The organism is Crocinitomicaceae bacterium, assembly GCA_016708105.1.
Classification (GTDB): domain Bacteria; phylum Bacteroidota; class Bacteroidia; order Flavobacteriales_D; family Crocinitomicaceae; genus JADJGJ01.
The window spans coordinates 2,358,241-2,372,092 of sequence record JADJGJ010000001.1 but is presented as its reverse complement, the minus strand read 5'-3'; the positions used below and the strand labels follow the sequence as shown (position 1 = coordinate 2,372,092).

The 13,852-nt window shown below is 37.3% G+C and carries 12 protein-coding genes; 9 read left to right on the top strand and 3 right to left on the bottom strand.

All coding sequences use genetic code 11. From position 1 onward, the window contains the following. Window positions 1–20: 20 nt before the first annotated feature. Together IPH66_10385 and lpdA are read left to right on the top strand one after the other, a co-directional pair. Entirely contained in the window at window positions 21–1,679 is a 1,659-nt protein-coding gene (locus tag IPH66_10385) for an AarF/ABC1/UbiB kinase family protein (GenBank protein ID MBK7129754.1), read from the top strand. Window positions 1,680–1,777: 98 nt separating this feature from the next. Then, entirely contained in the window at window positions 1,778–3,169 is a 1,392-nt protein-coding gene (gene lpdA / locus IPH66_10380; GenBank protein MBK7129753.1) for a dihydrolipoyl dehydrogenase, read from the top strand. 186 nt (window positions 3,170–3,355) lie between these two features. On the opposite strand, the gene IPH66_10375 is transcribed toward lpdA, so the two are convergent. From IPH66_10375 to dapB, 3 genes are all read right to left on the bottom strand, one after another. Then, window positions 3,356–3,733: a type II toxin-antitoxin system VapC family toxin gene (locus tag IPH66_10375; protein ID MBK7129752.1), complete on the bottom strand. Its 378-nt coding sequence runs from the start codon at window positions 3,731–3,733 to the stop codon at window positions 3,356–3,358. 423 nt (window positions 3,734–4,156) lie between these two features. Beyond that, window positions 4,157–5,818 (bottom strand): signal peptidase I, encoded by a 1,662-nt coding sequence (gene lepB / locus IPH66_10370; GenBank protein ID MBK7129751.1) that lies wholly within the window; start codon window positions 5,816–5,818, stop codon window positions 4,157–4,159. A gap of 8 nt (window positions 5,819–5,826) precedes the next feature. Further along, the gene (gene dapB / locus IPH66_10365; protein ID MBK7129750.1) at window positions 5,827–6,549 is read right to left on the bottom strand and encodes a 4-hydroxy-tetrahydrodipicolinate reductase; all 723 of its coding nucleotides are present in this window, start codon (window positions 6,547–6,549) and stop codon (window positions 5,827–5,829) included. 177 nt (window positions 6,550–6,726) lie between these two features. Here dapB and IPH66_10360 point away from each other — a divergent pair, with 177 nt between their 5' ends. The 7 genes from IPH66_10360 to IPH66_10330 all read left to right on the top strand — a co-directional run bounded on the left by IPH66_10360 (window position 6,727) and on the right by IPH66_10330 (window position 13,849). Further along, complete coding sequence (locus IPH66_10360; GenBank protein ID MBK7129749.1) at window positions 6,727–7,353, top strand: hypothetical protein; 627 nt, start codon at window positions 6,727–6,729, stop codon at window positions 7,351–7,353. Window positions 7,354–7,477: 124 nt separating this feature from the next. Next, a complete protein-coding gene (locus IPH66_10355; GenBank protein ID MBK7129748.1) occupies window positions 7,478–8,029 on the top strand; it encodes a hypothetical protein in 552 nt (183 codons plus the stop codon). 164 nt (window positions 8,030–8,193) lie between these two features. Continuing rightward, complete coding sequence (locus IPH66_10350) at window positions 8,194–8,748, top strand: hypothetical protein (GenBank protein MBK7129747.1); 555 nt, start codon at window positions 8,194–8,196, stop codon at window positions 8,746–8,748. 400 nt (window positions 8,749–9,148) lie between these two features. Further along, window positions 9,149–10,837 (top strand): energy-dependent translational throttle protein EttA, encoded by a 1,689-nt coding sequence (gene ettA / locus IPH66_10345; protein ID MBK7129746.1) that lies wholly within the window; start codon window positions 9,149–9,151, stop codon window positions 10,835–10,837. A gap of 139 nt (window positions 10,838–10,976) precedes the next feature. Beyond that, window positions 10,977–11,471 (top strand): hypothetical protein, encoded by a 495-nt coding sequence (locus tag IPH66_10340; GenBank protein ID MBK7129745.1) that lies wholly within the window; start codon window positions 10,977–10,979, stop codon window positions 11,469–11,471. 39 nt (window positions 11,472–11,510) lie between these two features. Next, on the top strand, window positions 11,511–12,380 hold the full coding sequence (locus tag IPH66_10335; GenBank protein MBK7129744.1) for a hypothetical protein: 870 nt from the start codon (window positions 11,511–11,513) through the stop codon (window positions 12,378–12,380). A 107-nt stretch (window positions 12,381–12,487) separates the two neighbouring features. After that, a complete protein-coding gene (locus IPH66_10330; GenBank protein ID MBK7129743.1) occupies window positions 12,488–13,849 on the top strand; it encodes a pyridoxal-phosphate dependent enzyme in 1,362 nt (453 codons plus the stop codon). Window positions 13,850–13,852: the final 3 nt, after the last annotated feature.

The following is a 13,852-nucleotide window of genomic DNA, read 5'->3' as shown; positions in this document are numbered from 1 at the left end:
GATACAATCAAATACTCCGCGTGTTTGTTAAGTATGGGTTTGATGATTTAGTTTCGTACATGGAAGAGCAAAAACGATTCTCCTGGATACGAAAACTCATCCCCAAATCATTTATCAAATCAGCCACTCATTATACCAAGTATGAGAAAATGCGTTTGGTGTGTGAAGAGTTGGGTCCCACCTTTGTAAAGTTTGGTCAAATATTAAGTAACCGTCCTGACTTATTACCATTGGATTTGATTACGCAGTTTGAAAAATTACAAGATAATGTGCCTCCTTTGTCAGGTGAAATTGCGCGAAAAGTAGTAGAGAAAGAACTCAAAAAAAGTACAGATGAAATGTTTGCCTGGTTTGAGCCTGAGCCTTTTGCTTCAGCATCCATGGCGCAAGTGCATAAAGCTACATTGAAAACGGGTGAACGTGTTGCTATTAAAATTCAGCGGCCGGGTATTACTGAAATTATTATTGAAGACATTAAAGTGATGTACACCGTGGCTGAAATTCTTAACCGCCGTGTGCCTTCGGTGCGCAGCTTTGACCCCGTTGGCTTAGTGAGAAATTTTGAAGAAAGTATTCTCAAAGAACTTGATTTTATACATGAGTCAGTTTCTGCTCAACGTTTCTATAATAACTTTTCAGGCACTGATCAGGATTCACGTTTTATTCATGCTCCAAAAGTGTATCGTGAATATACCACGCCGCGTGTTTTGGTGCTTGAATTTATCAAAGGATATAAAATTTCAAAACTTGATCAGATTGATGCAAACAAACATGACCGAAAACTTATTGCTCGCAAGCTTGCAATCTCCTATCTGAAACAGGTTTTTGAACATGGATTTTTTCATGCTGATCCACATCCGGGTAATTTATTATTGCTTGAAACAGGTGAAATATGTTATCTTGATTTTGGTATGATGGGTAGTATTTTACCCCGTGATGTTGAAATTTTTGGGCACTTGTTTTTATCCGTAAAAAATAAAGATGTCAAAAAAATTATTAACTCACTCATGCAATTGTCTGATCAGGTGAGCATCAAACACATGCGCCAGTTAGAGTTTGATATCAATGAATTTGTTGAAAGCTATTCCATTGCAGGGGTGCACGCCAATGAAATGAGTACGGTGCTGCTGCAGTTGAAAGACGTTATTGTAAAACATGATTTAAAAATTCCACCTCATTTCTTTTTACTGGCGAGATCATTAGTTACTATTGAAGGAGTTATCAGGAATCTGGATCCTGAATTGGATATGTTGGAACTATCAAGACCTTACCTGGTAAAAACAATCACCAAAAAATGGTCTCCTTTACAAATGGGTAAAAAGGTTCTTAACGGAATATTTGAATTTGGAAATTACATGGAGGAATTTCCGCGAGACCTTAAAAATGCAATCAGAAAAATTAATACCGGAGAAATTAAAGTTGATTTGCGGCACAAGGGAATTGATCCCTTAATTCACACCATCAACCGTGTCACCAAACAAATTGTATCAGCCATGGTGGTAGCATCATTAGTTATTGGTGGATCACTCACACTGGTTTATGAAACGCATCCGCTTTGGGGAGAAACTTCCGCGTGGTCAATTATTGCATTCATCATTGCGGGCATTGTTGCCCTTGGTATGTTGCGTGATATACGCAAAGGAGACCATGACCCATGGCAAGGATGGAAAGACGAATAATCTCAAGGACTTCCCTTGTTTACTTGTTTTATCTGCCTGTGTTCCTTTTTAAATAGGAATGCTTAATTTCGTAGCTCAATTATTAATAAACTCAAACTATGTCATACGATATTATTGTTATCGGAAGTGGGCCTGGCGGTTATGTTACTGCAATCAGAGCTTCACAACTTGGAATGAAAGTAGCTGTTGTTGAAAAAGCTGAACTGGGTGGTATTTGTCTTAACTGGGGCTGCATACCAACCAAAGCATTATTGAAAAGTGCCAATGTGTTTGAGTATATGAAACATGCTTCAGACTATGGTATCATGGTGAAAGATGCCACACCTGATTTTGCATCAATTGTAAAACGCAGTCGGGGTGTTGCTGATAAAATGAGTGGTGGAGTAACTTTTCTGATGAAGAAAAATAAAATTGATGTCATCAAAGGAACCGGAAAAGTAAAAGCAGGAAAAAAAGTAGAGGTCACTGATGAGAAAGGTGCTAAATCAGAATTATCTGCTTCTAAAGCGGTGATCATTGCAACCGGTGCCCGTTCACGCCAATTGCCAAATCTTCCGCAGGATGGTAAAAAAGTTATTGGTTATCGTGAGGCACTTGTTTTGCCTGAATTACCAAAGAAAATGGTAGTAGTTGGTTCAGGTGCAATTGGTGTTGAGTTTGCTTATTTCTACAACACGTTGGGTGTTGAGGTAACCATTGTTGAATTTATGCCAAACATTGTGCCGGTTGAAGATGAAGAAGTATCAAAACAATTAGAAAGATCATTCAAAAAACAAGGCATAAAAATCATGACTGAATCTTCTGTTGAGTCTGTTGATACAAAAGGTAAAGGCTGTGTTGTAAAAGTAAAAACAGCGAAAGGTGAAGAAAAAATTGAATGCGATATTGTATTGTCAGCAGTAGGTATTGAAACCAATCTTCAGGGAATAGGATTAGAAGATGTTGGTATTGCTACAGATAAAGGCAAAGTAATTGTCAATGATTATTATCAAACCAATATACCTGGATATTATGCCATTGGTGATATTGTAAAAGGTCCGGCCCTGGCACACGTTGCATCAGCTGAAGGAATTATTTGCGTTGAAAAAATTGCTGGTATGCATGTTGAACCGCTTGATTATGGCAATATACCGGGTTGTACTTATTGTTCGCCTGAAGTTGCTTCAGTAGGCATGACCGAAAAAGCTGCAAAAGCTGCCGGCCACGAATTGAAGATTGGAAAATTCCCATTCTCAGCATCCGGAAAAGCAAGTGCAGCAGGTGCAAATGATGGATTTATCAAATTGATTTTTGATGCAAAATATGGTGAACTTTTAGGCGCACACATGATTGGAATGAATGTGACTGAAATGATTGCTGAAATTGTTGCCATACGCAAATTAGAAACTACGGGCCATGAATTAATTAAAACTGTGCACCCACATCCAACTTTGAGTGAAGCCATCATGGAAGCCGCCGCTGCTGCTTACGGTGAGGTGATACACTTATAACTGAATTGAAATTTTTTACATGAAACCGGGCAATTTATTGTCCGGTTTTTTTTGTGTTTTGGACTATTGATGATTCTAATCTCGAAAACCAATATTATGAAAAAGTTAAAGGTATAGCTTCAATATTGATTTCTTGTTTTATGTTTTAATAAGGTCTGATGCCTATTGAGGAAAGTATTTATTGAGTTATTTCACTATGTGCAAACCTTGAATGCGTTCAAAATCTTTGATGTTGAGAGTTGCAATGGGTAAATCATACGCAAGGGCAGTAGCACCAATTAGAATATCCGCTAAATCAATTTTCTTGTTAATCTTAATCAGAGATCTATAAATTTTAATAGCGGTTTCTGTACATGATTCATCAAATGGAATGATAGTAAGATTATTGCAGAGTTTTTTCCAGTACTCCAAATGTCCAGGTTGATTTCCAATTCCTATTTCATAGTGAGTAATTACTGAAATAGCCAATTGATCGTGGTCTTGTAAAAGATTAAAAAATAGAGTTTGTTCCTTATTTTTTTTGCGGAATAATTCAATCAGAACGGATGAATCTAGCAGTATCACGCAAGTCTTGATTTGTTTATTTGTTCTCGTACCTCTTTATATGCTTTAACATTTTTACTAGTCCAAGTGGGCGCATCCAGAATGAGTTGTTTTAGTGAACTCGATTTCCGAATTTTCTTTTTTTCTGACAACAGAATTTTTCTAAGTCTTGAAATTTCTTGTTGTGGCAATTGTTCAATAAGACTTAGAATTTGGGTATATGTGAGGTTAACTCTTAGTTCCATAGCAATAACATTATCAAAGATAAAAGAAATTGAGCAATTTTCCTATTAAATGTGAGTCATCAAAAATAGACTTGAACTGATTATTATGCAATAAATGAACTCTGTCCATCCTACAAATCCAACTAACATTTTCAGTAACGATAAGTCTCAGTAATTCAAACTATCAAAATGTTTAACCAATCAAACAAATGTCAATGATCTATTCAATACCACTGAACATTCTGCTCCAGCGCATGCCGCCGCCAAACATTCCTTTGGTTTGATCAACAGATAACCATACAAATGAGGCGTGTCCTACAATATGATCTTCAGGCACAAATCCCCAAAAGCGTGAATCAGCTGAGTTGTTGCGGTTGTCACCCATCATCCAGTAGTAATTTTGTTGAATGGTATAGGTACTTGTTTTTACACCGTCAATATAAATTCCATCTGCTTTTTCTGCAAGGGTGTGCCCTTCATAAGCCGTAATAATTCTACGATAAATAGGCAATGTTTTATGATCAAGTTGCACCACATCTCCCGCCTTTGGTATTTGTAATGGACCAAAATTATCTTCTGTCCAATCATATTGTGGGTTGTTTGGGAAGATAGGATAGTAAGTGAAACGATGCACGTCAGGCATTCCGGAATTAATCACGGTCTGATAAAACCCCTTGTTTTTTGGATCTCCGCTTGTTTGCAATCCTTCAAATATTTTAGCCGGTTGAGAGTTTACATATAAAACTTGATTCACAACTTCAATCACATCACCCGGCATACCCACACAACGCTTAATATAGTTTTCACGCTTGTCTACCGGACGCTCAAGCAAACCTCCGATTTTCGTGTAACCGCGTTTGATATCTTCTTCATCAACAATGGCAGATAAAACTTTATTCTTTTCTGTGAATCGCTTTCTGGCCGCGTCAAGATATGCTTCGTAGTGTTCTTCAAAGTAATTCACACTGCGACCTTCTTGTGCTGAAATCAGGAAAGCTTCATTGCGCAAAATTTGTTCATACGTATGTCCAATCAATCCATTAGGCATGCGAGGATCATTGATTGCAGTATCACCCGCCGGAAAATTGAAAACAACTACATCATAACGCTCAACAAATCTGATTCCCGGCATGCGAGTATAAGGTATTTTTTGAAACTCAACATACGATTTTACATTGAGCAATGGAGCAAAACTATTATGCACGATTGGATAAGAAAAAGGCGTCATTGGCAGACGTGGCCCGTAAACAAATTTATCTACAAAAAGATGATCACCAATGAGCAATGTTTTTTCCATTGAACCGGTAGGAATTTTGTAAGGTTCAAAAACATAAGTACGAATTGCGCTGGCTGCCACAACGGCAAAAAGTATGGCATCACCCCATTCTTTGATCATAGATTTTTTTCCGGCCTTGCGCTTGAAACCGGCAAGTGAAAGCGGGTATACAATAAGATGGCCGATAACCGGTAAAGCAAAAAATAAAGCTACGTGATCACTCGGTGTGCGCGCGTCAACTTGTTTTGCAACGTCCCAATTGGTTTCAGGTTGTGCGGTGCATTTTTCATCTTTGGCAATTTTCCAGAAAACAGGGAACGGAAAAATGATACCAAGAATAGTATCTTTTACACTGAACTTTCCAAACTTGCGGATATAAGTAACATTGAGTGAAGCCCACATGATAAACTGAATGCCGGGGAATGCTAGAAAGATCGCCCAATACCAAGGTAATTTCACCGCGCGCAGCAAACTGAAATAGTTGTAGAACGGAATGAAAGCATCGGTACTTTTTCTTTCAATTCTTCCAAAACCTTTATGCCAAAGTCCGGCTACCGGAGTAAGCCAGATTACTAAATATCCAATGATAAAACCAAGATAGCTCATTCAATAATTTATTTTAAGTTTAGTACATCCTGCATGGTAAAAATACCTTTTTTTCCGGCAAGCCATTCAGCGGCAATTACGCTGCCCAATGCAAATCCTTTTCTGTTGTGTGCAGTATGTTTTATTTCAATTGTGTCAATAGGTGATTCATATTTTACTTCATGTGTGCCGGGCACGTCGGGTAAACGTAATGACTCTATAGAAAGTGCATCAGTTTGATTGATTTGACTTTTTTTAACGTTTTCCCACTTGGTGTATTTAGGGTGAATTTCAATCAACTGTTCAGCTAGGGTAATACCGGTTCCGCTAGGTGCGTCTAATTTTTGGGTGTGATGAATTTCTGTCATGCCGGCGCTGTATTCCGGATAATTTTTCATTAATCCGGCAAGATATTTATTCAGTGCAAAAAATAAATTCACTCCCAAACTGAAATTGGTAGCGTAAAGCAGACTTCCGTTTTTTTGCACATTGAGTTTTTTAATTTCATCAAATGCATGATACCAACCTGTCGTTCCAACAACAACCGGCATTTGATGATCAATACAAAAGCGAATATTTTCTAAGGCATGTTCAGGTGCAGTAAATTCAATCACTACATCGGTATCGGCGCAATTGAGGTTTTCTTTCGGGTTTTTGCTGTTGATGCGTTGGGTAATTTGATGACCGCGTTCCAAGGCAATCATCTCAATTTCTTTTCCCATTTTACCGTAGCCAAAAAGTGCTATTCTCATACCTGTTGTGTGATCTTGAGTTTTATTATTGCAGACAGTTTATCTTGACTCTGCGTTGCGAAAGTACTCAAAATTGTTTGATGACTTTGGTAAGCTGCACGTACTAAATTGTATTTGATTGAATTTAACGTCCTCTTTTTTAATTACATTTGCCCGTAATTTTAAACTCTCCGATAAATGAAACTTATTAAAATCAGCGCATTGGCCATTATCTCTTTAGGGTTCTTTGCGTGTGGCAACTCTTCTGATGCCAACTCTACATCTACTACTTCTACTACTGAGTCAACCTCAGATGAAACAACTGAAACAAGCGGTTCTTCAGATTTCAGAACAGTAAGTACAAACAGTTATTTTGATATTGATATCCCTGGTCACATGGAGGCTGCAAGCGGTTTGAATGGTGATGCAAGTATCCAGTATCAATATGTTGAACAAGTTGGTACCACGGTAAAAGAGCATTATGTAATCGTATTAATGGAAACTAAAGAAGAAATTGAATCCTATGATTTAGATGAAGAATTTGACGCATTGTCTTACGGTGAAATTTCTTCAACTTCTTTAGGTGATGGGCTTGATTCTTTTGAAATTCTAACTAAAAATCCTGAAGTAGTTCAAGTGAATGGCTTGGATTGCGTAAAATATGAAATGGAAGGCTCAATGGGTGAGGTAAACGTGTATTACAGATTAGGCGTTTTTGAAGGTGAAAAAGCTTTCTATCAGGTATTGACTTGGACATTGACTGAACAAAAAGCTGAGTTCAAAGCTGACATGGATAAAATCATCAATTCATTTAAAGAAAAATAGACTGAATTTATTTTCAATGAAGAAGCTGTCAATTACTGGCAGCTTTTTTTTTACCCGATGAAAAGAGTTTGTACTGTATTAATTTATGAGTAACTTCAATATTCATTATACCATCACAAAATTTATGAAAAAGATATTTTTTATTCCGCTACTGATGTTTTTTGCTTTACCAATACTCAGTGGAAAAGGCGCATGGAAAACCATTGATCAGTCAGATTATTTTACAATTAAAGTGCCGGCATACATGAGTTCTGCAACCGGACTGAACGAGGAGGCTGCGATTGAATATGAGTATGTAAAAGAGGTTGATGGTGAGGTCAAAGAAATGTATCTCATTGTGCTCTATGAAACCAAAGAAGAAATTGCATCTTATAATTTAGACACTGAGTTTGACGCAATGAATTATTCTGAATTATCTGTAAAGTCAATTGGTGATGGACTAGATTCCTATGAAATTCTCACTAAAAATCCTGTTGTGATAGAAGTAAACGGAATGGATTGTGTAAAATACGCTATGCGTGGTGCATTTGGTGAAGTCAATGTTTATTATAAACTTGCGGTGTATGAAGGTAAAAGGGCATTCTACCAAGTTTTAAGCTGGACCATTGCAGAACAATTCAGCCAATTCAATACAGATATGGAACAGATGATTTTGTCGCTGAAAGAAAAGAAATAAACTCCAATCAATAAATAATCACAAGTCCATTCAATTTTTCAAGTTGGAATCATGTCAGCCTATTGATTTGATATTTAACAACCTATAGATATTAATATTGACATAGTATTTTGAAGTTAATTCTATTTTTCTACATTTGTCAGATAAATTAAAAATCAACCAAAATGAAAAAAATGTTTTTTGCCGGTCTTGCTTTAGTTGCGCTTGGCCTTACGTCTTGTTCGGGTGAAATTAAATACAAAACCGACAAAAATTCTGGATTCTATGAAATTGACATTCCAGAACACATGGAAATTACTTCAGAGTTGAATGATGAAGCTTCAACCCAATATGAATGGGTAAGTGCTGAAGGCAGTGTTACTAAAGAACATTACGTTATCGTTTTGATGGAAACTAAAGAAGAAATTGCTTCTTATGGTCTTGAAGGAATGTTTGATGCATTGTCTTATTCTGAGCTTTCAGTTGAATCTATTGGAAGTGGTTTAATTGAATATAACATTCTTACCAAAGCGCCAAAAATTGAAAAAATTAACGGAATGGATTGCGTGAGATATCAAATGGATGGCTCTAACGGAGTTGTAGGTGTTTACTATGAACTTGGTGTATTTGAAGGTGAAAAAGCATTTTATCAAGTGCTTACCTGGACAATCAAAGATCAAAAAGATGAGTTCAAACCTCAGATGGATCACATCATCAACTCATTCAAAGAAACAAAATAAGTTTTTTTTTCTTAGTCCAACAGGGAGGCGTTTGTCTCCCTTTTTTTTTGCTGTAAATGTTGCAAATCCCTAATTTTATAATTTCTTCGCTTGCTTGTAAGATGTCTTGCCATAAACTCAAATTAAATAATTGGATGAATATTGAACAAGATGGGTTGCAATATATGATCGTTCTGTTGGCGCAGGTCACGACCTGCGCCAAATTGAAGTCAAGATTCTATTGCTTAAATTTGAGATAAAAGAATTGTGAAATTTTATTTTTATAAATTATTGACAAGCGTGATTCACCAAATATCTTCAAACCTCATCAGAATAATTTCTAACCTGATTGCATGATAAACCACCGCTATTGCTAACTTTGAAAAATCTTTTAGCCAAAATCTAATTCAATATCAATACTATGTCTGACGACAAAAAAATTATTTTCTCTATGGTGGGTGTTTCCAAATTAACACCAACCGGAAAACCTATTATCAAAGATATCTATCTGTCCTTTTTCTACGGTGCAAAAATTGGTATCATTGGGATGAACGGTTCAGGTAAATCTACCGTGTTAAAAATTATTGCAGGATTGGATAAATCTTATCAAGGAGATGTAGTTTTTAATCAAGATTACAGTATCGGATATTTACCGCAAGAACCTGAACTGGATGGCACCAAAACGGTAAAAGATATTGTTCAAGAAGGCGTGCAGGAAACAGTTGATTTGCTCAAAGAATTTGAAGACATTAACAATGCATTCATGGATGAAGCCATCATGAATGACGCAGATAAAATGGATAAACTCATTGAAAGACAAGCCCGCGTGCAAGAGCGCATTGATCAGATAGACGCATGGAATTTAGATACCAAATTGGAAAGAGCGATGGATGCCTTGCGTTGTCCGCCGGAAGAACAATTGATCAGTACTTTATCTGGTGGTGAAAAACGCCGGGTTGCTTTGTGTCGCTTATTGCTGAAAAATCCTGATATTCTTTTATTAGATGAGCCCACTAACCACTTAGATGCAGAATCAGTTGAATGGCTTGAAAATTTCCTTCAGAATTATCCCGGTACGGTCATTGCTATTACCCACGACAGATATTTTCTTGACAATGTTGCAGGGTGGATTCTTGAACTAGATCGCGGTGAAGGCATTCCGTGGAAAGGGAACTACTCATCATGGCTTGAGCAAAAAACAAAACGCCTTGCACAAGAAGAAAAACAAGAAAGCAAACGAAGAAAGGTATTGGAGCGTGAGTTGGAGTGGGTGAGAACAAATCCATCTGCTCGCCGCTCTAGAAATAAAGCTCGTTTGGCTAATTATGATAAATTGCTCAGTGAAGATTCTAAAACAAAAGAAGAAAAACTGGAACTACCAATTCCAAATGGTCCACGTCTTGGAACAAATGTGATTGAAGCCGTTCATGTTGCCAAAGCATTTGAACATAAAGTATTGTATGATGATTTGAATTTTACTTTACCTCCTAACGGCATTGTTGGAATCATTGGGCCTAACGGGGCAGGTAAAACCACCATCTTCAAAATGATCATGAATGAATTGAAACCTGATAAAGGAGAATTCAAAGTAGGAGAGACTGTACAAATTGGGTATGTTGATCAAGATCACAAATCCATGGATCCTGAAAAAACAGTATTTGAAGTGGTAACCGGCGGAACAGAATTTATGGAAATTGGTAAACAGAAAATAAATTCACGCGCCTACCTAAGTCGCTTTAATTTCAATGGAGCTGATCAGAATAAAAAAATCGGTGTGCTTTCAGGCGGTGAACGCAATCGCTTGCATCTTGCTATGACACTGAAAACGGAGGCCAATGTGTTATTACTTGATGAGCCAACGAATGATTTAGATGTAAACACCATTCGCGCATTAGAAGAAGGTATTGAAAGTTTTGCCGGATGCGCCGTAATCATTTCTCACGACCGTTGGTTTCTTGATCGTATCTGCACGCATATTCTAGCTTTTGAAAATGATTCTCAAGTATACTGGTTTGAAGGTTCATATACTGAGTATGAAGAAAACCGTAAAAAACGATTGGGTGATACCGAACCTAAACGTGTTAGATTTAAGAAACTCATTGCAGATTAATTTTCATCTTCTGCACGCATAGAATTGACAGGCATTTCAGGGTGTTTTCAACATTATTTGTCCCATAAAATGCCAACTTGGTCTTGACAAGTTCCTTATTAATCGTACATTTGCCCTTGTATTAACTTAAATTTTTGTTATGAAAAGAAAGATTTTTGCCGCGCTTGCTATAAGCGCTATTGCGTTTGTAAGTTGTAAAAAAGAAGAGCCTGTTGCTCCTTCTGAACCAGGAACCGCTACCCTAACAGGTATTATTACAGCAGATTTAGATGTTTATAATGACACTAACTCTTCAGGTGGTTATCAGTGGAATCCTGAGTTTGCTCCATCAGGTACAGTTGTAACTGCTGTTATTGATGGCGCTGATTTAGATCCAACTCCAGATGCTGGTTATGATTATCCGGATATTATCTATACTACCACTATTGGTTCAGGTGGTGTTTACACATTGTCAAACGTACAATGTTATAACACTCCAATTGATGTAGTTTTAATGTTTAATGATTTTTCATACGATCAAATAACAGGTCCAGCTACTGTTGATAAAGAGCGTTATATCTATACTTTACCTAATGACACCGTTACAATTTACAAAGGTGCTATGGTTATCAACGATTACGATTATAACTGGTAAGAGATTACAAAATATTCATCAATTCAATAAAAATTCAGTATGAAAAAAATAATTGGAGTATCCCTTGCTCTGGTTTTTTCTGCTGCATCATTTGCACAAAATGAGCAGATTCAGAATAAAAACGGAGTAGATATGATTCCCGTTTCAGGTGAATGGGGTGTTGGTATGAATGCTCTTCCGGTATTATATTTTGTCGGAAACGCATTCAATGGCAACAACAGTAACACCTTCATTGGCGGAAATAAATTTGTTGACTACTGGGCAGCTAACACGCTGTTTGGAAAATATATGTTGTCTGATGATAACGCGGTGCGTGGTCAATTGCGCATCGGTCAGTACAATTACACTTACAACAACTATGTATATAATGACCGTGCAACATCACCTGATTCATTGGTAATGGACACGTATTCAACTCAGTCATCGTATTATACAATTGCTGCAGGGTATGAATTCAGAAGAGGTAAAAACCGTCTTCGCGGAATTTACGGTGGTGAAGTAATGTATACTTTCCAACGTGGTATTTCTGCTGAATATGCCTATGGTAATGGTTACGGCATTGGCAACATGGCTCCTACATCTACTGTATGGTTCCCTTGGGGTGGTGTGGCTTCAGAAAATCCTGAAGGAACACGTATCATCTCTGATAAAGGTGGAAACTACAGTGGTGCTGGTATCCGTGCTTTCATCGGTGTTGAGTACTACATATTACCAAAAATTTGTCTTGGAACTGAGTTCGGTTGGGGTGCTTTGTATGGCGCAACCAGCGAGCGTGTTTCAACTGTAGAATTATTTGACCTTGGTCTTGGTACAACACGTACTGAAGAAACTACCATTGCCGGTAGTAAAGGTTTAACTATTGATACTGACAACTTTGGTGGTTCACTTTATATGATGTTCTACTTCTAAGTATTAGTCATTCTCACTGAAAGAGGCTCCGTAAAACGAGCCTCTTTTTTTTGTCCCTCTCCCATTGGATGGGATATTTCGTACATTTGTTCAACAAAAATATTTTCATGAGAGTTTTTAATAATGTACTGGAGACTATTGGTAATACTCCACTCATCAAGTTGAATAAAATCACTAAAGGCATTAAAGCAACTGTGTTGGCTAAAGTTGAAACTACTAACCCGGGCAATTCAGTGAAAGACCGCATGGCACTTAAAATGGTTGAAGATGCTGAAGCAGCAGGTTTAATCAAACCGGGTGGAACCGTGATTGAAGGCACATCTGGAAATACCGGAATGGGGTTAGCTTTGGCTTGCATTATCAAAGGGTATAAACTCATTTGCGTGTTGAATGATAAACAGAGCAAAGAAAAAATGGATATCCTTCGTGCGGTGGGAGCAGAAGTTATTGTGTGCCCAACTGCAGTTGCGCCTGATGATCCACGCTCATATTATTCTGTTTCACGCAGACTGGCTAAAGAAATTCCTAACTCATGGTACGTAAATCAATATGATAATTTGTCTAACACCCAGGCACATTATGAGCAAACCGGACCTGAATTATGGGATCAGACAGATGGTAAAATAACGCATTTTATTGTTGGTGTTGGTACCGGCGGAACCATTTCAGGCATTGGAAAATATTTGAAAGAAAAAAATCCTAATGTGAAATGTTATGGTATTGACACGTATGGATCTGTCTTTAAAAAATACAAAGAGACCGGTATTTTTGATGAGAATGAAATTTATCCTTATATCACAGAGGGAATTGGAGAAGATATCTTGCCAAAAAATGTAAATTTTGATGTGATAGATTTGTTTGAAAAAGTAACAGACAAAGATGCCGCCATCATGACACGCAGACTAGCACGTGAAGAAGGAATTTTTGTAGGGAATTCTGCTGGTGCAGCGCTGGCCGGTGTTCTTCAGTTAAAAGATAAATTCAAAGAAGGTGATCTGGTTGTTGTTTTATTCCATGACCACGGCAGCAGATATGTTGGCAAAATGTTTAATGATGATTGGATGCGTGAAAGAGGTTTTCTGGATGAAGGATTAAAAAATGCAGCTGATATGGTTGCAAAACATGCAGATAAAGAATTGATCACTTGCGGTACTGAAGAATTGGTTTCTCACGCCGTGGCAAAAATGAAAAAATTTAACATCTCTCAGATACCGGTTACTAAAGACAATCAATTTGTTGGTTTTGTTGATGACACCACCTTATATCAGCAAATTATTGAGAACAGTGATTTAATTAATAAACCGCTGGGACAAGTTATGTTGCCTGCCTTACCGGTTGTTGCAAAAAATACTGCAATTGATGAAATTGCAAAAAAAATCAATAAACAAATTCCTGCCGTATTGGTTGATTTGGGTGAAGGAAAACATCATATTGTCACTCGTCATGATATCATCAATGCGTATGCATAAGGC